The 22,093-nt window shown below is 59.1% G+C and carries 23 protein-coding genes and 1 tRNA gene; 18 read left to right on the forward strand and 6 right to left on the reverse strand.

The genetic code is table 11. The features are described 5' to 3' along the window. Positions 1-100: 100 nt before the first annotated feature. Positions 101-886, reverse strand: a complete 786-nt coding sequence (gene kdgR, locus HBN79_RS14250) for a DNA-binding transcriptional regulator KdgR (RefSeq protein ID WP_095018322.1) — start codon at positions 884-886, stop codon at positions 101-103. A 211-nt stretch (positions 887-1,097) separates the two neighbouring features. Here kdgR and HBN79_RS14255 point away from each other — a divergent pair, with 211 nt between their 5' ends. The 6 genes from HBN79_RS14255 (at position 1,098) to uxuA (ending at position 8,506) form a co-directional block, all read left to right on the forward strand. Next, on the forward strand, positions 1,098-2,099 hold the full coding sequence (locus HBN79_RS14255) for a sugar kinase (protein WP_169916824.1): 1,002 nt from the start codon (positions 1,098-1,100) through the stop codon (positions 2,097-2,099). Between the two features lie 4 nt (positions 2,100-2,103). Further along, positions 2,104-3,315 carry a D-mannonate dehydratase ManD gene (gene manD, locus HBN79_RS14260; protein ID WP_095001487.1) on the forward strand — a complete coding sequence of 404 codons (1,212 nt, stop codon included), beginning with the start codon at positions 2,104-2,106 and terminating at the stop codon, positions 3,313-3,315. Between the two features lie 76 nt (positions 3,316-3,391). Next, positions 3,392-4,420, forward strand: coding sequence for a Zn-dependent oxidoreductase (locus tag HBN79_RS14265; protein WP_095018323.1), 1,029 nt, complete (start codon positions 3,392-3,394; stop codon positions 4,418-4,420). Between the two features lie 137 nt (positions 4,421-4,557). Beyond that, complete coding sequence (locus HBN79_RS14270) at positions 4,558-5,850, forward strand: MFS transporter (RefSeq protein WP_095001485.1); 1,293 nt, start codon at positions 4,558-4,560, stop codon at positions 5,848-5,850. Between the two features lie 11 nt (positions 5,851-5,861). Further along, on the forward strand, positions 5,862-7,313 hold the full coding sequence (locus HBN79_RS14275) for a mannitol dehydrogenase family protein (RefSeq protein WP_095020363.1): 1,452 nt from the start codon (positions 5,862-5,864) through the stop codon (positions 7,311-7,313). Between the two features lie 17 nt (positions 7,314-7,330). After that, positions 7,331-8,506 carry a mannonate dehydratase gene (gene uxuA / locus HBN79_RS14280; RefSeq protein WP_095024020.1) on the forward strand — a complete coding sequence of 392 codons (1,176 nt, stop codon included), beginning with the start codon at positions 7,331-7,333 and terminating at the stop codon, positions 8,504-8,506. Positions 8,507-8,593: 87 nt separating this feature from the next. Here uxuA and HBN79_RS14285 read toward each other — a convergent pair whose 3' ends face one another. After that, positions 8,594-9,481, reverse strand: coding sequence for an SDR family oxidoreductase (locus HBN79_RS14285; RefSeq protein WP_095001482.1), 888 nt, complete (start codon positions 9,479-9,481; stop codon positions 8,594-8,596). A gap of 117 nt (positions 9,482-9,598) precedes the next feature. On the opposite strand from HBN79_RS14285, the gene HBN79_RS14290 reads away from it, so the two are divergent. Continuing rightward, positions 9,599-10,516, forward strand: coding sequence for a LysR family transcriptional regulator (locus tag HBN79_RS14290; protein ID WP_169916825.1), 918 nt, complete (start codon positions 9,599-9,601; stop codon positions 10,514-10,516). Positions 10,517-10,638: 122 nt separating this feature from the next. On the opposite strand, the gene HBN79_RS14295 is transcribed toward HBN79_RS14290, so the two are convergent. Beyond that, positions 10,639-11,091, reverse strand: a complete 453-nt coding sequence (locus HBN79_RS14295) for an Lrp/AsnC family transcriptional regulator (RefSeq protein WP_095018326.1) — start codon at positions 11,089-11,091, stop codon at positions 10,639-10,641. A gap of 170 nt (positions 11,092-11,261) precedes the next feature. Here HBN79_RS14295 and HBN79_RS14300 point away from each other — a divergent pair, with 170 nt between their 5' ends. The 3 genes from HBN79_RS14300 (at position 11,262) to HBN79_RS14310 (ending at position 12,944) form a co-directional block, all read left to right on the forward strand. Then, a complete protein-coding gene (locus tag HBN79_RS14300) occupies positions 11,262-11,879 on the forward strand; it encodes a LysE family translocator (protein WP_016779589.1) in 618 nt (205 codons plus the stop codon). A gap of 29 nt (positions 11,880-11,908) precedes the next feature. Next, positions 11,909-12,469 carry a DUF924 family protein gene (locus HBN79_RS14305; RefSeq protein ID WP_169916826.1) on the forward strand — a complete coding sequence of 187 codons (561 nt, stop codon included), beginning with the start codon at positions 11,909-11,911 and terminating at the stop codon, positions 12,467-12,469. 91 nt (positions 12,470-12,560) lie between these two features. Beyond that, positions 12,561-12,944 (forward strand): cytochrome c family protein, encoded by a 384-nt coding sequence (locus HBN79_RS14310; protein WP_095020368.1) that lies wholly within the window; start codon positions 12,561-12,563, stop codon positions 12,942-12,944. Here the strand turns inward: HBN79_RS14310 and HBN79_RS14315 are convergent, their stop codons facing one another. Further along, positions 12,945-13,274, reverse strand: coding sequence for a hypothetical protein (locus HBN79_RS14315; RefSeq protein ID WP_095024016.1), 330 nt, complete (start codon positions 13,272-13,274; stop codon positions 12,945-12,947). It abuts the gene before it with no gap. A 145-nt stretch (positions 13,275-13,419) separates the two neighbouring features. On the opposite strand from HBN79_RS14315, the gene HBN79_RS14320 reads away from it, so the two are divergent. Then, on the forward strand, positions 13,420-13,791 hold the full coding sequence (locus HBN79_RS14320) for a hypothetical protein (RefSeq protein WP_169916827.1): 372 nt from the start codon (positions 13,420-13,422) through the stop codon (positions 13,789-13,791). Between the two features lie 147 nt (positions 13,792-13,938). Here HBN79_RS14320 and HBN79_RS14325 read toward each other — a convergent pair. Beyond that, positions 13,939-14,023, reverse strand: a tRNA-Leu gene (locus tag HBN79_RS14325). 106 nt (positions 14,024-14,129) lie between these two features. On the opposite strand from HBN79_RS14325, the gene queA reads away from it, so the two are divergent. From queA to HBN79_RS14355, 6 genes are all read left to right on the forward strand, one after another. Then, on the forward strand, positions 14,130-15,191 hold the full coding sequence (gene queA / locus HBN79_RS14330; protein ID WP_095025428.1) for a tRNA preQ1(34) S-adenosylmethionine ribosyltransferase-isomerase QueA: 1,062 nt from the start codon (positions 14,130-14,132) through the stop codon (positions 15,189-15,191). Positions 15,192-15,202: 11 nt separating this feature from the next. Then, complete coding sequence (gene tgt, locus HBN79_RS14335; protein ID WP_083369874.1) at positions 15,203-16,318, forward strand: tRNA guanosine(34) transglycosylase Tgt; 1,116 nt, start codon at positions 15,203-15,205, stop codon at positions 16,316-16,318. Positions 16,319-16,360: 42 nt separating this feature from the next. After that, positions 16,361-16,696: a preprotein translocase subunit YajC gene (gene yajC / locus HBN79_RS14340; protein ID WP_095001475.1), complete on the forward strand. Its 336-nt coding sequence runs from the start codon at positions 16,361-16,363 to the stop codon at positions 16,694-16,696. 66 nt (positions 16,697-16,762) lie between these two features. Continuing rightward, complete coding sequence (secD, locus tag HBN79_RS14345) at positions 16,763-18,631, forward strand: protein translocase subunit SecD (protein WP_095001474.1); 1,869 nt, start codon at positions 16,763-16,765, stop codon at positions 18,629-18,631. 9 nt (positions 18,632-18,640) lie between these two features. After that, positions 18,641-19,555, forward strand: coding sequence for a protein translocase subunit SecF (gene secF / locus HBN79_RS14350; protein WP_095001473.1), 915 nt, complete (start codon positions 18,641-18,643; stop codon positions 19,553-19,555). Between the two features lie 121 nt (positions 19,556-19,676). Continuing rightward, entirely contained in the window at positions 19,677-20,204 is a 528-nt protein-coding gene (locus tag HBN79_RS14355) for a glycine zipper 2TM domain-containing protein (RefSeq protein WP_095001472.1), read from the forward strand. Positions 20,205-20,362: 158 nt separating this feature from the next. Here HBN79_RS14355 and suhB read toward each other — a convergent pair whose 3' ends face one another. Further along, positions 20,363-21,178 (reverse strand): inositol-phosphate phosphatase, encoded by an 816-nt coding sequence (gene suhB, locus HBN79_RS14360; RefSeq protein WP_016779599.1) that lies wholly within the window; start codon positions 21,176-21,178, stop codon positions 20,363-20,365. 144 nt (positions 21,179-21,322) lie between these two features. Between suhB and trmJ the strand changes: the two genes are divergently transcribed. Next, the gene (gene trmJ / locus HBN79_RS14365; RefSeq protein WP_095018331.1) at positions 21,323-22,093 is read left to right on the forward strand and encodes a tRNA (cytosine(32)/uridine(32)-2'-O)-methyltransferase TrmJ; all 771 of its coding nucleotides are present in this window, start codon (positions 21,323-21,325) and stop codon (positions 22,091-22,093) included.

Genomic DNA, 22,093 nt, shown 5'->3' on the forward strand with positions numbered 1-22,093 from the left:
GGCGGGCAGTTTATCGCATTCAAGGTGTTTATTGCAGTTGGGTTGTATTCGCGTTAGCGCAGGGGCTGCGCTTTACCACACAGCGCAACAGCCCCCTACTTTAACCTTGCGGATGCCAGCCCAACTGACTTGAAACCTGCTGCGAGGCTTCCATCAGTTGTTTGACGTAGTCCTGTTTCAGTTCCTCACGAAAGCGAAAGCACGGGAAGGATACGCTCATGCCGCCAATCACATGGCCGAAACGGTCGCGGATGGGGGCTGATAAACAACGCATGTTGTCTTCAAATTCTTCATGGTCTTCGCCATAACCCTGCTGGCGTACCACAGCCAGTTCCTGCAGGTATTCGTCGATGCTGGTGAGGGTGTTGGCGGTACGCCGCTCGAAGCTCTCTTCGCGCAAATGTGCCAGCAACTCATCCTCTTTCAGCCAGGCCATCAGCACCTTTCCGATGCCGGTGCAGTACAGCGGCGCCCGACGGCCGATACGCGAATACATGCGCAGGTTGTATTTGGAGTCGATCTTGTGCACGTAGACGATGCTGCCTTCGTCGAGGATGCCCAGGTGCACGGTTTCCCCGGTCAGTTCGTTGATCCGGCGCATCCCCGGCTCGGCTTCGCGCACGATATCCAGATGGGGAAGGGCCTGGGCACCCAGTTCGAACAACCGCACGCTCAGGCGGTAGCGGTCTTCAGCATCCTGAACCACATAACCACGGGCCTTGAGCGACTGCAAAAAGCGATAGACCGTACTTTTTGACATATCCAGTTTTTGCGCGATTTCGGACACGCCACTCTCTTCCGGGTGCTCGGCCAGCGCTTCAAGCACGGCCATGGTGCGGCCGACTGCAGAGACCAGTTCATTGTTCTGGGTGGTGCTGTTGTCCATGAAGGCTCCAACGCAAATGAAAAAAACAAGGATATACCGTAGGGAAACGAAACGCTGTTTCATTTTTCTTGACGGTGCGGGGATTTTGATTAAACTCGCCCTCAAGCAATGAAATGAAACGCCGTTCCGAAAATAATAATCAGCTCGATGCAAGGACACGATCCGTGCCTGTATCGACGCCAAGCGACCCATAAAAACAAGGCGCGAAGTGATGACGGTAACCCTCGGGCATTGCCCACAGGCCGATTTGCCCCACCCCCGACGAGTCGCTCTGGTGGGCGAGTGCATGATTGAGATGCGCGGTCTGCCAGGAGCGCTTTTCAGCCAGACCTTTGGCGGCGATACGCTCAATGCAGCGGTCTATCTGTCACGTCTGGGTGCTGGCAACGGTATTGTTGCCGACTATGTAACCGCCATCGGCGCAGACGCTTTCAGCGTTGCCATGCGCCAGCTCTGGCGTGATGAGGGTGTCGGCGATCAGCATGTGCGAGTGATCAAGGACGCGCTGCCCGGTTTGTATTTCATCCAGACCGATGACCAGGGTGAACGCCGCTTTGCCTACTGGCGCGGAGAAGCCGCCGCCCGACGGGTTTTCGACGGACCAGAAGCCGACGACGTACTGCGCGCCCTGGCCGACTACGACTATGTGTACCTGAGCGGCATCAGCCTGGCGATCCTCACCGCCGGCGGCCGCGAGCGCCTGATGCTGGCCCTGGGCCAAGCGCGCCAGAGCGGCACGCGCATTGTCTTTGACAACAACTACCGCCCACACCTGTGGCCAGATGCGTCTTCTGCACGCAAGGCGTACAGCGACATGCTGCGCCTGACCGATCTGGCGCTGATCACCTGGGAAGACGATTCTGCGTTGTTCGGCTATGCCGATCCCGAAGCCCTGTTTGGCGCCTATGCCCGGTTTGGTGTGGGCGAAGTGGCTCTCAAGCGTGGTCCGGCTTCGTGCCTTATCCAGTGCCCGACCGGGCGTTTCGAGGTGCCCGCCGAACAGGTGCGGCAGATCGTCGATACCACGGCGGCAGGCGACTCTTTCAGTGCTGCGTACCTTGCCTGCCGCTTGCAAGGCGGTGAGCCGCAACAGGCTGCGCGCTGGGGGCACACGCTGGCCGCAGAAGTGGTGCAGCATCCCGGCGCGCTGATTCCCGCAGCGGCCATGCCAAGCCTGAACATGCCTGTATTTTCTTCTGTCGCCGAGGCCTGAACCGATGAAAATTGTTGAAGCACGCGTGATTGTCACCTGTCCGGGTCGCAACCTGATTACCCTGAAAATCGTCACTGACGAGGGGGTCTACGGCATTGGCGATGCGACTTTGAACGGCCGCGAAATGGCGGTTGTCGCCTACCTCGAAGAACACGTGCTGCCCGCGTTGATCGGGCGTGATGCGCGACGTATCGAAGACATCTGGCAGTACCTTTACCGCGGTGCCTACTGGCGCCGTGGCCCTGTGACCATGACCGCCATTGCTGCCGTTGACGTGGCACTGTGGGACATCAAGGCCAAGGCAGCCAATATGCCCCTGTACCAGCTGCTCGGCGGCAAAAGCCGCGAGCGGGTAATGGTGTACGGGCATGCCACGGGCAAGGACATCGAAGGCTGCCTGGCCGAAGTGGCCCGTCATGTGGAACTGGGCTACAAGGCGGTGCGTGTGCAATGCGGCATTCCGGGCATTGCCACCACCTATGGCGTGGCCAAGCGCAGTGGCGAACGCTATGAACCGGCCGACAGCGACCTGCCAGCAGAGCATGTCTGGGACACCGCCAAGTACCTCAATCATGTACCCAAGCTGTTTGCCGCCGTGCGCGAGCGCTTTGGCGATGACCTGCACATCCTGCATGACGTTCACCACCGCCTGACACCGATCGAAGCGGGGCGCCTGGGCAAGGCTGTGGAGCCTTTCAACCTGTTCTGGCTGGAAGACTGCACCCCGGCAGAAAACCAGGAGGCATTTCGACTTATCCGCCAGCACACCACAACCCCGCTGGCGGTGGGTGAAGTGTTCAACTCTATTCACGACTGCCGCGAGCTGATTCAGGAACAACTGATCGACTATATCCGCGCCACCCTGGTTCACGCGGGCGGTATTACCCATGTACGACGGATCGCCGACTTTGCCGCGTTGTACCAGGTGCGCACCGGCTTTCATGGCGCCACCGACCTGTCGCCGGTGACCATGGGCGCGGCGCTGCATTTCGATACCTGGGTGCCCAACTTCGGCATTCAGGAGCACATGCCCCACGACCCGCTGACTGATGACGTCTTCCCCCATGCCTATCGCTTTGAGGACGGCCATTTCACCCCGGGTGAAACCCCGGGCCATGGCGTCGACATCAACGAAGAACTGGCTGCCAGGTACCCCTACAAGCGCGCCAGCCTGCCGGTCAACCGCCTGGAAGATGGCACGCTCTGGCACTGGTAATACCGCTTAAAGCTGATTGCTCGACTGTTTAATAACTATAAAAAACGGGGCGTCATGTCCTGGCAGGAGTTACCCGATGAAAGCGTTTCAAGTAAGAGCTCCCTTTGAATTCGGCCTGGCCCAGGTCGATGTCCCGCAACTGTCTCGCAGTGAAGTCAGGGTCGACGTCGCCTATGCCGGAATCTGCGGTTCGGACCTGCACATCATTCACGGGCAAAACGCCTTTGTGCGCTTCCCTCGGATTACCGGCCATGAGTTTTCCGGAGTGGTCAGCGAAGTGGGTGCTGACGTTGCGCAGATCAAGGTCGGCGACCGTGTGTGCATCGACCCGGTGATCAGCTGCGGTACCTGCTACCCGTGCCGCATCAATCGGCCCAATGTGTGCACCCAACTGCAAGTGATCGGTGTGCACCGTGACGGTGGTTTCAGTGAGCAAGTCTGCGTGCCTGCGAGCAATGTTTATCGCCTGCCGGACACTATGTCGCTGAGCCATGCCGCGCTGGTGGAACCGTACTCCATTGCCCTTAACGTGCTGGATCGCATGCAGCCGCACCCCGGCGACAGCCTGCTGATCTACGGCGCCGGGGTGATCGGCCTGACCCTGGTGCAAATGGCCCGGGCATTGGGGCTGACCGACATTACCGTGACTGACGTGATTGACGAGCGCCTGCAAACCGCCCGCGCCCTGGGCGCCAGCCGCACCCTCAACGGCAAGGAAGTGGATGTAGAGGCGACGATGCGCGAGTTGACCCATGGCGAAGGCGTGCCACTGATTGTCGATGCTGCCTGCATCCCGGCGCTGATGCCGCAAATGGTGCGTATTGCCTCACCGGCCGGCCGTATCGGCCTGCTGGGTTTCAGCACCACGCCCACCGATCTGGTGCAGCTGGAAATGATCAAGAAAGAACTGACGCTGGTGGGATCGCGGCTCAACAACCGCAAGTTCGCGCGGGTGATTGAACTGATTGCCAGCGGCAAGTTGCAGGTTCAGGAAATGATCAGCCACCGCATCCAGTTCGATGAAATGCCCGAAGCGATTGCCCTGATCGAAAACCACCCCGAGCAGACCCGCAAGGTGCTGGTGCAACTCAACAGCGCCCTGTAGCCGTTCAGAAGCGCAGCCGCGCTGCGCTTCCGGCGGCTACAGGTCAGGCGTTACGGCTTTCGGCGTCAAGGATTCAACCGATACACGTGCCCCCAGCGGGCACCCTCACCGAATACAAAAACAAGCGGGAGGTTCCAATGTTTGGTCAAGGTCGTACCTTAGTCATCATCATGCTGTTCCTGGCAGGCGTTATTAACTACCTGGATCGCTCGGCATTGTCTGTGGCCGCCCCCTTCATCCAGAAAGACTACGGTCTGACCACGGGTGAGATGGGCATGATTTTCAGCAGTTTTTTCGTCGGCTATGCGGCATTCAACTTTATCGGCGGCTGGGCTGCTGACCGCTACGGGGCGAAAACCACACTGCTGCTGGCCATGGTGCTGTGGTCGTTGTTCAGCGGTCTGACGGTATTGACCGTCGGCTTTATGTCGCTGGTGTTTATCCGCATCCTGTTCGGCATGGGTGAAGGCCCGTTGAGCGTGACCACCAGCAAGATGGTCAATAACTGGTACACCCCCAAGCAACGGGCACGGGCGCTGGGTTCCTCCATGTCCGGCACCCCGTTGGGTGGGGCTATTTCCGGACCGGTAGTGGGCTTTATCGCCATCAGCTACGGCTGGAAGGTGTCGTTCATCATCATCATGCTGATTGGCCTGGTGTGGGCGGCGGTCTGGTACAAATTCGTCAAGGACAAGCCCACCGGCAAGGTTGCCGAAGAGATTGCGCAAGGCGAAGGCCAGAGCGAGATGGCGGCGCAGCCGGTGCACCCGCTGCGTTACTACCTCAAGCAGCCGACCGTGCTGTTCACCTCGCTGGCGTTCTTTTCGTACAACTACACACTGTTCTTCTTTCTGACCTGGTTCCCCAGCTACCTGACGATGGCCCACGGCCTCAACGTTAAAGAGATGAGTATCGCCACGGTCATTCCATGGTTGCTGGGCTTCCTCGGTTTGGCACTGGGCGGTTTCATTTCCGACTTCGTGTTCAAGAAAACCGGGCGGATGATGTTTTCACGCAAAGTGGTACTGGTGACCTGTCTGCTGGCCTGTGCCGTGTGCATCGGCCTTGCCGGGCTCGTCACCACCCTGTACCCGGCCGTGATTCTGGTGGCCCTGGCGGTGTTCTTTCTGTACCTCACCGGTGCCATTTACTGGGCAATCATCCAGGACACCGTACCTGCTGCCCGCGTCGGCGGAGTCAGTGGCTTCATGCATTTTCTGGCCAACACCTCGGGCATTATCGGTCCGACCCTGACCGGCTTCCTGGTGCAGTTCACCGGTTCGTTCACCAGCGCCTTCCTGTTGGCCGGTGTGCTGACCATCATCGGTGCAGTATGTGTAGCGCGCTATGTCAAACCACTGCCGGTGATCGATGAAGCCGTACCACCAGCAGGCAGCGTCTTGCCGGCTGCCGCCCTGAGCCATCCTTGAGGAGCCTGTCGATGCCTGTGATTCAACCAGTACCCGCAGTGGCCGCAGCAGCTGAAATCGGGATCGTGCATCTGGGCCTGGGGGCGTTTCATCGTGCTCACCAGGCGGTCTATCTGCAACGCCATCACAACCGTCACGGTGAGGGTCCGTGGGGCTTGTGCAGCGCCAACCTGCGTTCCAACCGGACCCTGGTAGAGCAGTTGCGCGAGCAGCAATGCCGTTACTCGGTGGCCGAGTATCGTGACCGCGAGCAGGTGACGTTGCGCGAGATCACGGTATTGCGTGAGGCCCTGTACGCCGGTGATGGCGGCGCGGAACTGGAGCAGCTGTTGCAGCGCATGGCCGATCCGCAGACACGGATTGTGACCCTGACGGTTACCGAAAAAGGTTATTGCCTGAGCCCGGCCACTGGCCAGTTACGCCTGCAAGACCCGGGCGTTATCCACGACCTTGCCCACCCGCAAGCACCACGTACGGCACCGGGGATTGTGCTGGAGGCCCTGCGCCGCCGGTTCCAGGCGGGTATCCCGGCCTTTACCGTGCTGTGCTGCGACAACATGCCGGACAACGGCCAGCGCACCCGTCAGGCGGTCATGGGGTTGGCGGTTAAAGGCAGTGAGCTGGCGCTTTGGATCGGGCAGCACGTGGCATTCCCCGGTTGCATGGTCGACCGCATTGTTCCGGCCATGGATGCGCAGGCGTTCAGCGACCTGCAGCAGCTTGGCTGCCAGGATCCCGCGGCAGTGGTGTGTGAAAGCTTCAGCCAGTGGGTGATCGAGGATCACTTCCCCCAGGGGCGCCCGGACTGGGAGCTGGACGGCGTGCAGATGGTCGCGGATGTACGGCCGTTCGAGACCATGAAGCTGCGCATGCTCAACGGCAGCCATTCGCTGCTGGCCTATATCGGTTTGCTGGCGGGCCACGAGACGGTATTCGAGGCCATCAGCGATCCTGATTTGCTGTTGTTTATCCAGCGCTATATGGCCCAAGAGGCCGCACCGACGCTGGATATGCCGGCGCAGATCGACGTAACGAGTTATGGCCGTGACCTGTGCGCGCGGTTTGCCAATGACAGCCTGCAACACCGGTTGCGCCAGATCGCCATGGATGGTTCGCAAAAACTGCCGCAGCGCTGGCTCCAGGGTGCACAGGCACTGCTTGAAGCGGGGCGCGACGTTGACTGTATCGCGCTGGGGGTTGCAGCCTGGATTCACTACTGCACCCGGCCTTTGCCGGGCCGTGAAGCCCATGTGGTCGATGATCCGCTAAGCGCCACGTTTGCCGATCTGGCGGGCAGCCTTGACGGGGCACAGCGCGTCGATGCCTTTCTCGATCTGGAGCAGGTATTCCCGCTCGCGCTGTCGGCGCGGCCGGCCTTTCGCGATGCGGTGCAGCGCGCTTACAGCGCCATTGAGCAGGCCGGTATGGCGGCTCAGCTAAAAACTTTTGCAGCACATAACTAACAAGAAGGGAGATAGACATGGAACAGACTTGGCGCTGGTTTGGCCCCCAGGATCCGATTTCACTGGCAGATGTGCGCCAGACCGGAGCCACCGGGATTGTCACTGCCTTGCACGACATCCCCAATGGCCAGGTATGGCCGGTGGCAGCGATTGCGGCACGCAAGCAGATGATCGAAGACGCTGGCCTGACCTGGTCGGTGGTGGAAAGCATCCCGGTGCACGAAGACATCAAGCGCGGCTGTGGTCGCCGTGACGAGTACATCGCCAACTATCAGCAAAGCGTGCGCAATCTGGCGAGTTGCGGCATCGATATCGTCTGCTACAACTTTATGCCGGTGCTGGACTGGACCCGCACCGACCTGGCCTGGGAGATGGATGACGGTGGCTGGGCCCTGCGTTTTGACCAGACCGCCTTTGCCGCATTTGACCTGTTTATCCTCCAGCGCCCGGAGGCGCAGGCCGAGTACAGTGCCGAGGATATCGCGCAAGCCAGGGCCTACTTTGAAAAGCTGACCCCCGAGCAGAATACCAGCCTGGTCAACACGCTGATTGCCGGTCTGCCTGGCGCAGAAGAGCACTACAGCCTGGAAGATTTCCGCGCCTTGCTGCGCACCTACGCCGAGATCGACGAGGCGAAGTTGCGTGAGCACCTGGGGCATTTCTTGCGTGAAGTGATTCCGGTCGCAGAGGAAGTGGGTGTGCGCATGGCCATCCACCCGGACGATCCGCCGCGGGCGTTGCTGGGCCTGCCGCGTATCCTGTCGACTGCCGCAGATGCGCAATGGTTGCTGGATGCCGCGCCAAGCCCGGCCAATGGCCTGACTTTTTGCACCGGGTCTTATGGCGTGCGTGAAGACAATGATCTGGTGGCGATGGCCAAACAGTTTGCGCCCTTCATCTACTTCACCCACCTGCGCTCGACCCGCCGCGAGGCCGATCCGCGCAGTTTCCACGAAGCCCATCACCTGGGAGGGGATGTGGACATGGTCGGGGTGATCGGTGCGCTGGTGACCGAGGACCTGCGTCGTGAACGTGAGGGCGGCCCGCGCTTGCCGCTACGCCCGGACCACGGTCACCAGTTGCTCGATGACCAGCACCGCAAGAGCAACCCGGGTTATTCGCTGATCGGTCGCCTCAAGGGCCTGGCCGAGATTCGCGGGGTGGAAATGGCGATGCGCCAGCAACTGGCGTGACACCGTTTGCCTTGCACAGCTGACCTGTAGCCACTGCCGCTGGCTGCGCGCCCCATCGCAGCCTGTGGCAGCGGCGACAGGGTTGAATCAATAGGCAAACACCTTGCGGTGCTTTTGCACAAAGTCTTCCCAGCGCACCGGCTGGCGCCCGGTGATCTGGCTGAAGTTGTCGAAGGTTTCTTCAACCCCGGGAATTTGCCCGGCGGCCATGCGCGTGAAGTTGTCCTGTACGCAGGTCATATAAGCCATTTCTGCACCTGCCGCGCGCATGTTCTGCACAAATACGTCCGGTGACTGTGCGTCATAACGAAATGGCTGGCCCAGCAGGCGGGTCATGATCGCGGCGATATCGCCATAGGACTGTACGTCGTAGCCCAGTCGATAGGTCTGACCTGCATGCTTTTGCGGGTGCAACAAAGCTTGTGCGGCCACCCGGGCCACATCTTCGCCGTCAACCCAGCTGAACCGCGTATCACCGGTGTACTGCTCGATCACTCCGTTGATGACTGCGCGGGTGCCATCGTAGCTGAGCAGGTTTTGCATAAAGCACTCGGGACGCAAATGGGTAAACGAGAAACCGGACCACTCGATATAACGTTCTACAAACTGGTGCCAGGCCCAGTGGCCGATGGTGGTGTCGTCCCGCCCGCAGGCACCCAGATGCACCAAATGCTGCACGCCGGATTTTTTCGCCTGGTCGATGAATGCCTTGCTCTGGCGCAGCATGTCCACGGTGTAGCCGGTGACCAGTAGGGCGCGGTCGATACCCTCCAGCGCCGGGGCCAGGGTGTGTTCCTGGTCGAAATCCATGATCACGGTGCGAATGCCCTGTGCAGTAAAAGGCTGGGCCTTAGCGTGGGAGCGCACGGCCGCGACCAGGGTAATGGTCTTGTCAGCCAGCAGGTTGCGCAGGGTGTCGCCGCCGATCTGGCCGGTGGCGCCGGTGATTAAAACGGTGGGTTTGTGCGAAGTCATAAATACGCCTGATGCTTGAGTAAGTTCGTGGTGTAAAAGCTTACTGGGGAACTGCTGGCGTATTTAGGATGCCTTTTATCTAATAAGATGAACTGAATTCACTAATGAGGGCCGTGCATGTTTGCTTCCGAGCGCCTGAAAGGTATCGATGTATTTGTCTGTGTCGCCGACTCGGGCAGCTTCAGGGCTGCTGCCGAGCGTTTGAACCTGACGGCGTCGGCGATCAGCAAGGGCATCGCCCGGCTGGAAGGCAGGCTTGGGGTGCGCTTGTTCCAGCGCACCACGCGGCGCTTGGCATTGACCGATGGCGGAGCGGCTTTTTACCGGACCTGTACCGGGGTTTTGGCCGAACTGGAGGAGGCCGAATTGGCCATGCAGGCCGACAATGCTGAGCCGCAGGGCAGGATCCGCATTGACTTGCCGGCGGCCTTCGGGCGTTTGCAGGCGTTGCCGGTGATTTTGCAGTTTGTGCAAAAACACGCACTGCTGCTGCCGCATATTTCGTTCTCCGACCGCTTTATCGACCCGGTCGAAGAGGGTGTGGATATTGTCGTGCGGGTCGGTGGGGCGGATATCTGGCCAGCGGCGCTGGAGCATCGTTTTCTGGGGCGTGAGCGGCATGTGTTCTGTGCTGCGCCGGCTTATCTGAACATTCACGGCACGCCTGTGACCGACCGCGATCTGGAGCATCACCAGTGTGTGGCCTATGGGCGGGCCGACGGCACGGTCAGCCCCTGGAACTTCGCAGGCAGCCGCCCCGGAGAGGTAGAGCGCCGGGTGATGCCCGCCAGGTACATCGTAGGAGATGGTGAAGGGCAAGTGATGACAGTGCTGGCGGGATGCGGCATCGCCCAACTGCCCACCTGGCTGATCAAGCAGCATCTGGCTGATGGTTCACTGGTGCAGGTGCTGCCGCATCTGGCGAGCGAGGGGCTGGCGATCAACCTGGTGTGGCCAAAAAGCCGCAAGGCCCTGCCCAAGGTCAGTGCTTTGCTTGATGCCCTGACCGTCGGGCTGATGCCGTTGGCGGATTAATTGGCGGGTTGCACTCGTCCTGTGGGAGCGGGCTTGCTCGCGATTGGATCACTGCGGTTTTACAGTGACAGCGCATCGTCTGCATCGCAGGCAAGCCAGCCCCCACATGTTTTTATGCCGCCTCACAACGGCAGCATCCGGTCCTGAATAACCCGCTTCATTACCAGCGTGGACGTCAGGCGTTGCACATTGGGCAGTGAGGTCAGGCGCTCATCGTAGAGCTGCTGGAAGGCCGGCAGGTCGGCGGCGACCACATGCAGCAGGTAGTCCGGGTCACCAAACAGCCTTTGTGCGTCGACGATCTGCGAGGTCTCGATCACTGCCGCTTCAAAATCGGCAATCGCCTGACGGGTCACTTCGCGCAGGGTGACAAATACCATGGCGGAAAAGTTAAGTCCCAGTTCGCCGGGCGCCAGCAGGGCGCGATAGCCAAGAATCACCCCCGAGTCTTCCAGCGCCCGTACGCGCCGATGGCAGGGTGAGAGACTCAAACCCACCCGTTCTGCGAGTTCGGTGAGGGAAAGTCGGCCATCAGCTTGCAGCTGCGCAAGAATATTCCTGTCAATGCGATCCATATGGAAGAACCTTTCCCGTTAATAACTGTTGCTTAGGATAAACGAAAGATAATCCTGGCGGCATTTGCTTATTCTTCTTTTGCCCGCTTAGACCTTCCCAGAAAGCAGCGGCGCGGGGCTTGTGCCCCATCTCTCATCATCAAAGTTCCAGTGTAGAAAGGAAATGTCCCGTGACTCTCAGCGTCCTGGCCGCGTTTTGGGCGGTATCGTTCTTGTTTATCATCACCCCCGGCGCAGACTGGGCCTATGCGATTTCCGCGGGCATGCGCGGGCGGCTGGTGACGCCAGCGGTGGCGGGTATGCTCTCGGGGCATTTGCTGGCTACGGTGATTGTGGCGGCAGGCGTGGGCGGGCTGGTGGCGCGCAATCCGATGATCCTCAGCGTGCTGACGGTTGCGGGGGCGCTGTATTTGCTCTGGCTGGGTGTGTGCATGCTCAGGGATCCCGCAACCCCCCAGTCCGGGCAGGGGCAGGCGTCTGATTCATGGTCGCGCTGGGCGTGGAAGGGGTTGTGTGTCAGCGGCCTCAATCCCAAGGTGCTGCTGTTGTTTCTGGCGCTTTTGCCGCAGTTCACCGACCCGCTGTCGAATTGGTCGATACCGACACAGATCATTGCCCTGGGCGGGCTGCATGCGGTCAGTTGTGCGCTGGTGTATCTGGCGGTGGGTTTCAGTGCCCACGCCGTGTTGCGCACCCGGCCAGGTGCTGCAAAGAATGTCAGCCGGGTATCGGGGGCGATAATGATCCTGATTGCGGTGGTGCTGCTGGCGGAGCAGGCCTACAGTTGAGGCTTGGCCAACAACCTGAGGAACAAACTGTGGCAGCGACCGGGAAGGATCAGCAAATAACACCGCAGGCGGTAATCGAGTTCTGGAAACAGGCTGGCCCCAGGCACTGGTTTGCCAAGGATGAAGCCTTCGATACCTTGTTTCGCGACACTTTCTACAGCGCTCATTTCCTGGCGGCCAGTCGCAAGTTGGAGCACTGGCTGGCGCAACCTGAAGGCGCCCTGGCGTTGCTGTTGCTGCTGGACCAGTACCCGCGCAATGCCTTTCGTGGAACCGCACATATGTTTGCCACCGACTCGCTGGCGCGCTTTTATGCCCGGGAGATGATCAATGGCGGTATGGACAAGGCGTTCGAGGCCGACTTGCGAGTGTTCTGTTATTTGCCGTTCGAGCATTCCGAAGACAGTGCCGACCAACAGCTGTCCCTGCAACTGCACCACAGTCTTGGGCCGCAAGCCAGCGTCTGGGCTGAAGAACACGCCGTGATCATCCAGCGTTTTGGGCGTTTCCCCCATCGCAATCATGTGCTGGGGCGCAATACCACCGTGGAGGAACGTACGTTTCTGGATGAAGGCGGGTTTGCCGGGTAAGCCCTGTCTTGACCACCAGCAAGGTGTAACCGCTGGCGGGCAGGCATAATTGCCGCCTGAGCCTGAACACCCTTACCTGATGGAGTGACCGATGAAGTACCCAGCCTTGTTGATCCTTAGCCTTTGTGCCGCGCTGTTGAGTCACGGCGCGATAGCTGCAGGGGATGCCGAAGCGGGGGGCAGGCTGTTCACCAAAACCTGTGGCGGCTGCCACAGCATCGGCGAAAACGCCCGCAATGGTTTTGGTCCGCAACTCAATGGTGTGATCGGACGGCTGGCCGGCACCAGCGAGGGCTACCAGTATTCCGACGCCATGAAAAACTCAGGTGTTGTATGGACGCGGGAAAAACTGGCGGCCTATATAGAAGCACCGAAAAAAGTGGTGAGCGGCACGCGGATGATCTTTTGGGGCATCAGCGATCAAGAGAAGATCGACAATCTGCTGGCCTATATCGAGTCCGTCCAGGGGCAGTGATTACTGCACGTCCTTGAGGTAATCCTTGAGCGTCAGCAGCGCCGGGTGCATTTGCTCCGGGGTCTGCGCATTGCTGAAACCGGCGGCCAGCTTTTGCAGTTCGCGGCCCATGACCGTTTGCGCGCCGCCCAGGGCGTCCAGCGCCAGTGCCACACAGCGCTCGATTTTATCCTGGATGGCGTCGATATCGCCCTTGCGCAGGTCAAAGGCAAAGACATCGCGTTGATAGTCGCTCATGGCCGGGTCGTCGCGCAAAATCGGGCTCGAACCTTCGGACTCGTACGCCAGCTTGAGTGCATAAAGGGCGACTGATTCCAGTGGCAATTCCATCGACAAGATCCTCTACGTTGATGCCGGGCGGCGATCATCGCTTTTCTGCTGGCGAAAAAAAAGGCCAAGGGGCAGCACAAGAGGCTTTCAGCATTTAGGTTGATGCGGTGATACCCTCCGGTTTTTTCAGGGAAGGAAGATGAACATGCGCAAGACAGCGTCAGCCCTGGTAGCTGCAATGGGCTTGCTCGCAGCGGGCGGAGTCGGGGCCTGGACCATGAAGGACGGCGTTATCCAGTTCAGTAACGGCGAAGTGTCTTATTGCGACGGCTGGGCACTTGATGCGGCCTCAATCATGTTGAGTCGACAGGAGGGCAGGCCCGTAGATTATGTCTACGATGCCTACCATGAGCCTTCAGACATCACCAGGAAGATGCGCGTGCTATTTGTGCGCGATGCCCAGGCATACCCGATAGAAGATACAAAAGAAAAAAAATGGGCTGCTGCAGAAAAGTTCAGCAACAAGGTGAAGGGGCAGTGCTTCAAATCCTATATCGAGCGCGTTCCGCAATCTTGAACGCCATAACCTGTGGGTGATGGGGGTACGGGCTGAGGGCAAGCAGGTCAGCCCGGGCGGGACAAATCGCAGGCACAAAAAAACCGGCGCGGTGGCCGGTTTCTCTGTGTATCCAGGGTGCATTGAGCGGCACCTTGAATCTATGTTTGGTGCCCCGAGGGAGAATCGAACTCCCACTTCTTTCGAAAACGGATTTTGAATCCGCCGCGTCTACCAATTCCGCCATCAGGGCTCAATGGCGGCGAAGTATAGAGATGAGGTTTAGGTCGGTCAACAACTTATTGGTCTATTTTTGCCAAGTCCGTTAAACTCCCCGGCCCTGCTAGACGAAACCTATCATGCGCGTTGCTGACTTTACTTTCGAACTCCCTGATTCGCTCATCGCACGCCATCCTTTGGCGGAGCGCCGCAACAGTCGCCTGCTGACCCTGGACGGGGAGAGCGGCGTACTGGCACATCGTCAATTCACTGATTTGCTTGAACATTTGCGTCCGGGCGATTTGATGGTGTTTAACAATACCCGGGTGATTCCGGCCCGTCTGTTTGGCCAGAAGGCCTCGGGCGGCAAGCTGGAAATTCTGGTTGAGCGGGTGCTCGACAGCCACCGCGTGCTGGCCCATGTGCGTTCCAGCAAGTCGCCAAAACCCGGGTCGAAGATCCTGATTGATGGCGGTGGCGAAGCCGAGATGCTGGCGCGTCACGATGCGCTGTTCGAGCTGGGCTTTGCCGAAGAGGTATTGCCGCTGCTGGACCGTGTCGGGCATATGCCATTGCCGCCCTATATCGACCGCCCGGACGAAGGTTCGGACCGCGAGCGCTATCAAACGGTCTACGCCCAGCGCCTGGGTGCCGTCGCGGCGCCAACGGCAGGGCTGCACTTTGATGAGCCGCTGATGCAGGCCATCGCCGCCAAAGGCGTCGAGACGGCATTCGTGACCTTGCACGTGGGCGCGGGTACATTCCAGCCGGTGCGGGTCGAGCGTCTTGAAGATCACCATATGCACACCGAGTGGCTCGAAGTGGGCCAGGATGTGGTCGATGCCGTGGCCGCATGCCGTGCCCGTGGCGGACGGGTGATCGCCGTGGGTACCACCAGCGTGCGTTCGCTGGAAAGTGCCGCGCGTGATGGCGTGCTCAAGCCGTTCAGTGGCGATACCGATATCTTTATCTTCCCCGGTCGACCCTTTCATGTGGTTGACGCGCTGGTGACCAATTTCCATCTGCCGGAATCCACGCTGCTGATGCTGGTTTCGGCATTCGCCGGTTATCCCGAAACCATGGCGGCCTACAAGGCTGCGGTTGAGCATGGGTACCGCTTCTTTAGTTACGGTGATGCAATGTTCATCACCCGCAATCCTGCGCCGACGGCTCCAGCCCCGGCCCCAGAGGATCAAGCATGAGCAACTGTCGTATGTCCTTCGAGCTGCTGGCCACTGATGGCAAGGCTCGTCGCGGTCGTTTGACCTTCCCCCGTGGTGTGGTTGAAACCCCAGCGTTCATGCCGGTCGGTACTTACGGTACGGTCAAGGGCATGCTGCCCCGCGATATCGAAGCGATCGGCGCGCAGATGATTTTGGGCAATACCTTCCACCTGTGGCTGCGCCCAGGCACTGAAGTCATCAAAAAACACGGCGACCTGCACGACTTCATGAAGTGGCAGGGCCCGATCCTGACCGACTCCGGCGGTTTCCAAGTGTTCAGCCTGGGCGCCATGCGCAAGATCAAGGAAGAAGGTGTGACCTTCGCTTCGCCGGTAGATGGTGCCAAGGTGTTCATGGGCCCCGAAGAGTCGATGCAGGTCCAGCGCGATCTGGGCTCTGACGTGGTGATGATTTTCGACGAATGCACCCCGTACCCGGCCGATGAAGACACTGCCCGTGTCTCCATGGAGCTGTCGTTGCGCTGGGCGCAGCGCTCCAAGAATGCCCATGGCGACAACACGGCGGCACTGTTCGGTATCGTTCAGGGCGGCATGCACCAGAACCTGCGCGAGCGCTCGCTCGAAGGCCTGAACAAGATCGGCTTTGACGGCCTGGCCATCGGCGGTTTGTCGGTCGGCGAGCCCAAGCACGAAATGATCAAGGTGCTGGATTACCTGCCGGCGATGATGCCTGCTGACAAACCTCGTTACCTTATGGGGGTTGGCAAGCCGGAAGATCTCGTTGAGGGTGTGCGCCGCGGTGTGGACATGTTCGATTGCGTGATGCCAACCCGCAATGCCCGCAATGGGCATCTGTTTATCGACACGGGTGTCATCAAGATCCGCAACGCGTTCCATCGCCATGATGATTCGCCGCTGGATCCGACCTGCGATTGCTACACCTGCCAGAACTTCTCCCGCGCTTATCTGCATCACCTGGACAAGTGCGGCGAAATGCTGGGTAGCATGCTCAATACCATCCATAATTTGCGCCACTATCAGGTGCTCATGGCTGGTTTGCGCGAGGCTATTCAACAGGGTACATTGGCCACCTTTGTCGACGCCTTCTATGCCAAGCGCGGGCTGCCTGTGCCGCCCTTGGACTGAGTTTCGGACCTTTAAGAAACAACATTGCAACTGGAGTGCTTAATGAGCTTTTTCATCTCTTCCGCTTTCGCGGACGCTGCTGCACCTGCTGCTGCCCCAATGGGTGGCGGTTTTGAATGGATCTTCCTGGTCGGCTTCCTGGTCATCTTCTACCTGATGATCTGGCGTCCACAGGCCAAGCGCGCTAAAGAGCAGAAAGCCCTGTTGGGTAACCTGCAAAAAGGCGACGAAATCGTGACCACTGGCGGTATCGCCGGCAAAATCGTCAAGGTTTCCGATGCTTTTGTTGTCATCGAAGTGTCTGACACTGTCGAGCTGAAAATTCAGAAAGGCTCGGTTGCAGCCACGTTGCCTAAAGGCACGCTGAAAGCGATCTAAGTTTCAACTTTCAACAATCGACGGGGCGCGCAAGGCGCCCCGCGTTTTAAGCGGGCGGCGTGATTGATGCTGAACAAATACCCTCTGTGGAAATACATACTGATCCTGGCAGTGCTGGCGATCGGTTTTATTTATTCCGCTCCCAATCTGTACCCTGATGATCCGGCCATTCAAGTGTCGGGTGCGAGCACGGCCCTGCAGGTCACTCAAGCTGATCTGGATCGCGCAAGCAAGGCGCTGACGGATGCAGGCATTGAAGTCAAGGGTGCTTCCCTGGCCCAGAACGGCAAAGGTGGTTTGCTGCGCCTGGTCAAGAAAGACGACCAGTTGCCAGCCAAGGATGTTGTACGCAAGGCTCTGGGTGACGATTATGTCGTAGCGCTCAACCTGGCACAGACCACGCCACAATGGTTGCGCAGTCTGGGTGCTCACCCGATGAAACTGGGTCTGGACTTGTCGGGCGGTGTGCACTTCCTGCTGGAAGTGGACATGGACAAAGCTGTCGATGCACGCATGAAAGTGTACGAGAGCGATGTCAAAAGCCTGTTGCGTAAAGAAAAAGTGCGTTATCGCAGCCTGCCGCAACTCAACGGTGCCATTCAGTTGGGCTTCACTGATGAAGCTGTCCGTGAGCAAGCGCGTAGCCTGATCCGTAAAAGCTTCAATGATTTCGACATTACCGCTGCAGACCTGAACGGTCAGCCGGTTCTGCGTCTGGCGATGACCCCGGCCAAGCTGGCGGAAATCCGTGAATATTCCATCAAGCAAAACCTGACAACCGTCCGTAACCGGGTCAACGAGTTGGGTGTTGCCGAGCCTCTGGTTCAGCGTCAGGGTGCCAACCGCATCGTGGTTGAGCTGCCGGGCGTGCAAGACACCGCCGAAGCCAAGCGTATCCTGGGCAAGACGGCCAACCTTGAGTTCCGTCTGGCGGCCGAGCCGGGCGCTTCCAAAGCGACGTCCGAAACTTTCGAGTTCCGTGAAGGCAACCGTCCTGGCGCGCAAATCGAGCGTGGTCTGATCATCACCGGTGACCAGGTAACCGATGCTCAGGCAGGCTTTGACGAGCACGGCCGGCCACAAGTGAACATCAAGCTTGATGGTCACGGTGGCGAGCTGATGAGCCGTTCGACGCGCAGCAACGTTGGTCGCAGCATGGCGGTAATCTTCATCGAGCAGAAGCCGGTGACGACTTACACCAAGCAAGTGGTTGACGGTGTCGAGAAGGACGTACCGGTTCAGTCGTTCAAAGAAGAGAAGAAGATCATCAGCCTGGCGACCATTCAGTCGCCGCTGGGCAGTCAGTTCCGGATTACCGGTCTGAATGGCCAGGGTGAGGCTTCCGAGCTGGCACTGCTGTTGCGTGCCGGTGGTCTGGCCGCGCCAATGTACTTCGCTGAAGAGCGCACCATTGGCCCGAGCCTGGGTGCTGACAACATTACCAAGGGTGTCGATGCATCGCTGTGGGGTATGTTGTTCGTGTCGATCTTCATCATCGCCATCTACCGTTTCTTCGGTGTGATCGCGACGGTGGCACTGGCGGGCAACATGGTCTTGCTGCTGGCGCTGATGTCGGTGCTGGGTGCAACCCTGACCCTGCCGGGCATTGCCGGTATCGTGTTGACGATGGGTATGGCGGTCGATGCCAACGTACTGATCTTCTCGCGTATACGTGAAGAGCTGGCCAATGGCATGACACCGCAGCGGGCGATCAACGAAGGTTTCAACCGTGCCTTTACCGCCATCGTTGACTCCAACCTGACAACCCTGCTGGTCGGCGGGATCCTCTTCGCCATGGGTACCGGGCCGGTTAAAGGCTTCGCGGTGACCATGTCGCTGGGTATCTTTACCTCGATGTTCACGGCCATTATGGTCACCCGCGCACTGGTCAACCTGGTGTATGGCGGTCGGGACTTCAAGAAGTTGTGGATTTAAGGGGCTGCCATGTTACGTACAATCAACTTCATGGGCGTTCGCAACGTAGCGTTCGGCGTCACTGTACTGCTTACCGTGCTGGCCTTGTTCAGCATGTTCCACAAGGGCATGAACTACGGCCTGGACTTCACCGGCGGTACGCTTATCGAGCTGACCTACGAGAAGCCGGCTGATCTGACCAAGGTGCGTAACGAGCTGGTTTCGGCCGGCTTCCACGATGCCGTGGTGCAGAGCTTTGGTGCCACCACCGACTTGCTGGTGCGTATGCCCGGCGATGATCCGTTGCTGGGCAACAAGGTAGCGGCTGCGCTGGGTCAGGCAGATACCAGCAATCCGGCGGTGATCAAGCGCGTCGAGTTCGTTGGCCCGCAGGTGGGTGAAGAGCTGCGCGACCAGGGCGGCCTCGGCATGCTGATGGCGCTGGGCGGCATCATGCTTTACCTGGCCTTCCGCTTTCAGTGGAAGTTCGCTGTCGGCGCGATCGTGTCCCTGGTTCACGACGTGATCGTGACCATGGGCGTGCTGTCGTGGTTCCAGATCACCTTCGACCTGACGGTATTGGCGGCGGTGCTGGCGATCATCGGTTACTCGCTCAACGACACCATTGTGGTATTTGACCGGGTGCGCGAGAACTTCCGGGTTCTGCGCAAGGCCAGCCTGATCGACAACATCAACATCTCGACCACGCAAACCTTGCTGCGCACCATGGCGACATCGATCTCCACCTTGCTGGCCATTGCCGCATTGCTGATTTTCGGTGGCGACAACCTGTGGGGCTTCTCGATTGCCCTGTTCGTGGGTGTTCTGGCGGGTACTTATTCGTCGATCTACATCGCCAACGTGGTGCTGATCTGGCTGAATCTCAGTGCAGAGGATCTGATCCCGCCTGCGGCGAGTGAGAAGGAAGTCGATGATCGTCCATAACCAATAGTTATCGACGACTGTCACCTAAAAGGCGCGAGTTATTGAACTCGCGCCTTTTTTTGTGCTCCAACTCCAGGATTGGTGTGGGACTGTTCCCACTTAAGATGGTCTGGAGGTTCACGTGAACAAGTCATTGCTGGTGGGTGCTGTACTGGGTGCTGTCGGTGTTACAGCCGGTGGTGCTTTTGCCACTTACAGCTTGGTGAAAGGCCCTGAGTCTGCGCAGGTGCTGGCCGTTGTGCCGGTCAACCAGCAGATCAAAACGCCGCGTGAGGTGTGCAAGGATGTGACTGTGACGCGTCAGGCGCCGGTCAAGGATCAGCATCAGATTGTCGGCAGCGTGATTGGTGCTGTCGCCGGCGGCTTGCTGGGTAATCAGGTGGGCGGCGGTAACGGCAAAAAGATCGCGACGGTTGCCGGTGCGGTGGGTGGCGGTTATGCCGGTAACAAGGTGCAGGAAGGCATGCAGGAGCGTGATACCTACACCACGACCCAGACGCGTTGCAACACGGTCAATGACATCAGCAGCAAGGTCGTCGGCTATGACGTGCGCTATTCGCTCAATGGCAAGGAAGGCAAGGTGCGTATGGATCACGAGCCGGGCAATGAAATTGCCGTGGACAAGGAAGGCAAGCTGATCCTGAATTAAATTCTTGTGGGAGCGGGCTTGCTCGCGATGCAGGCAGCTCGGTCTGTCAGGCAAATCGCGGTGATGCTATCGCGGGCAAGCCCGCTCCCACAGGGTGGGGTAATTGCAAGGCAAAAAAAAGCACCCCGAAGGGTGCTTTTTTTGTCTGCGGTATTCGCTTAGCGTTTCAGCGAGGTTGGCAGGTGAGGCTGGATTGCAGTCAGGACAGCTTTGAAGCACTTGGTGTTACCGGCAACGATATGACCTTTTTCAAGGAAATCGTGGCTACCGGTAAAGTCGCTGACCAGGCCGCCTGCTTCTTGAATCAGCAGTGCGCCTGCAGCCATGTCCCACTCGGACAGGCCCGACTCCCAGAATGCATCGAAACGACCTGCAGCCACGTAGGCCAGATCCAGGCTGGCAGCGCCTGCGCGACGGATGCCGGCAGTCTGGCCAACCAGGCTGCGGAACATGCCCAGGTAGTTGTCCAGGTTGTCCATCTGGTTGTCACGGAACGGGAACCCGGTACCCAGCAGGGCGCCTTCCAGGCTGGTACGACCGCTAACACGCAGGCGGCGACCGTTCAGTTGGGCGCCACGGCCACGGCTGGCGGTGAATTCTTCCTGGCGAACCGGGTCAAGAACCACTGCGTGCTCAAGGCGGCCGCGGTATTTGCAGGCGATGCTGACGGCGAAGTGTGGAACGCCGCGCAGGAAGTTGGTGGTGCCATCCAGTGGGTCAATGATCCACAGGTAGTCTTCACCTTCACCGCTGCCTGGGTGCATGCCGGTTTCTTCACCGAGGATGCCGTGCGTCGGGTAAGCCTTGCGCAGGGCGTCGATGATTTTCTGTTCAGCAGCACGATCGACTTCAGAGACGTAATCCTTGGCGTCTTTTTCGTCAACCTTGATGGTATCCAGGCGCTCGATGGAGCGGAAAATCAATTCACTGGCGCTGCGGGCGGCGCGCAGCGCGATATTCAGCATGGGCTGCATGGACGTTTCACCTAAGGTTGTTAAAGAAAGCCGAATATTCTATCAGAAAACTTTGGTAGATGAAGGTTTGCGTTAGCTTTCGTAGCTTATGACGTTTTGCTTAGGTAAGATTTGCTCCCTTTTGCTGGTCTGTGAGCGCTTCCTTTGCTGCCTAATATTCGTGTCGTTCTGGTCAATACCAGCCATCCCGGGAACATCGGCGGTGCTGCGCGTGCCATGAAAAACATGGGGTTGTCGCGGCTGGTTCTGGTTGAGCCGAGGGTGTTCCCGCACCATGAGGCCGACGCGCGCGCCTCGGGCGCCGGTGACATTCTGGAAAATGCACAGGTTGTCGCGACCCTTGAAGATGCCCTGGTGGGCTGCAATCTGGTGCTGGGTACCAGTGCCCGCGACCGTCGTATCCCCTGGCCGCTGCTGGATCCGCGCGAGTGCGGGCAGAAAGTGGTTGCAGAGGCGGCCCAGGGTGCGGAAATCGCGCTGGTGTTCGGTCGTGAAGACTCCGGTCTGACCAATGACGAGTTGCAGCGTTGTCACTTCCATGTGCATATCCCCTCTGATCCCGAATTCAGTTCCCTGAACCTCGGCGCGGCCGTGCAGGTGCTCAGCTACGAGATCCGCATGGCCTGGCTGGCGGCCCAGGGGCAGCCGAGCAAGATCGAGAAAGAAGAGGTGGCGTCCACCAAGAGTGGCGAGCTGGCCACCATGGATGAGCTGGAGCGCTTTTATGAGCATCTGGAGCAAACCCTGGTAGCTATCGAATTCATGGATCCGGAAAAGCCGCGCCACCTCATGGCGCGTCTGCGTCGGCTCTACGGTCGCAGTGCTGTCAGTCGTGCCGAGATGAATATTTTGCGTGGCATTCTCACCGAAACCCAAAAAGCAGCCCGTGGCGAGCTGCTCAAGCGCAAGGATTAA

Origin of the sequence: Pseudomonas sp. WS 5051 (assembly GCF_012985715.1) — a bacterium.
Classification (GTDB): domain Bacteria; phylum Pseudomonadota; class Gammaproteobacteria; order Pseudomonadales; family Pseudomonadaceae; genus Aquipseudomonas; species Aquipseudomonas bubulae.

Coding starts and splice junctions, on each gene's coding strand:
- HBN79_RS14295 (WP_095018326.1), bottom strand. CDS start 11,091: ATGGATCGCATTGACAGGAATATTCTTGCGCAGCTGCAAGCTGATGGC.
- suhB (WP_016779599.1), bottom strand. CDS start 21,178: ATGCAGCCCATGCTGAATATCGCGCTGCGCGCCGCCCGCAGCGCCAGT.
- HBN79_RS14315 (WP_095024016.1), bottom strand. CDS start 13,274: ATGGAATTGCCACTGGAATCAGTCGCCCTTTATGCACTCAAGCTGGCG.
- HBN79_RS14290 (WP_169916825.1), top strand. CDS start 9,599: ATGTTTGCTTCCGAGCGCCTGAAAGGTATCGATGTATTTGTCTGTGTC.
- HBN79_RS14255 (WP_169916824.1), top strand. CDS start 1,098: ATGACGGTAACCCTCGGGCATTGCCCACAGGCCGATTTGCCCCACCCC.
- HBN79_RS14310 (WP_095020368.1), top strand. CDS start 12,561: ATGAAGTACCCAGCCTTGTTGATCCTTAGCCTTTGTGCCGCGCTGTTG.
- manD (WP_095001487.1), top strand. CDS start 2,104: ATGAAAATTGTTGAAGCACGCGTGATTGTCACCTGTCCGGGTCGCAAC.
- HBN79_RS14270 (WP_095001485.1), top strand. CDS start 4,558: ATGTTTGGTCAAGGTCGTACCTTAGTCATCATCATGCTGTTCCTGGCA.
- HBN79_RS14320 (WP_169916827.1), top strand. CDS start 13,420: ATGCGCAAGACAGCGTCAGCCCTGGTAGCTGCAATGGGCTTGCTCGCA.
- uxuA (WP_095024020.1), top strand. CDS start 7,331: ATGGAACAGACTTGGCGCTGGTTTGGCCCCCAGGATCCGATTTCACTG.
- tgt (WP_083369874.1), top strand. CDS start 15,203: ATGTCCTTCGAGCTGCTGGCCACTGATGGCAAGGCTCGTCGCGGTCGT.
- yajC (WP_095001475.1), top strand. CDS start 16,361: ATGAGCTTTTTCATCTCTTCCGCTTTCGCGGACGCTGCTGCACCTGCT.
- HBN79_RS14275 (WP_095020363.1), top strand. CDS start 5,862: ATGCCTGTGATTCAACCAGTACCCGCAGTGGCCGCAGCAGCTGAAATC.
- queA (WP_095025428.1), top strand. CDS start 14,130: ATGCGCGTTGCTGACTTTACTTTCGAACTCCCTGATTCGCTCATCGCA.
- secD (WP_095001474.1), top strand. CDS start 16,763: ATGCTGAACAAATACCCTCTGTGGAAATACATACTGATCCTGGCAGTG.
- secF (WP_095001473.1), top strand. CDS start 18,641: ATGTTACGTACAATCAACTTCATGGGCGTTCGCAACGTAGCGTTCGGC.
- HBN79_RS14265 (WP_095018323.1), top strand. CDS start 3,392: ATGAAAGCGTTTCAAGTAAGAGCTCCCTTTGAATTCGGCCTGGCCCAG.
- kdgR (WP_095018322.1), bottom strand. CDS start 886: ATGGACAACAGCACCACCCAGAACAATGAACTGGTCTCTGCAGTCGGC.
- HBN79_RS14285 (WP_095001482.1), bottom strand. CDS start 9,481: ATGACTTCGCACAAACCCACCGTTTTAATCACCGGCGCCACCGGCCAG.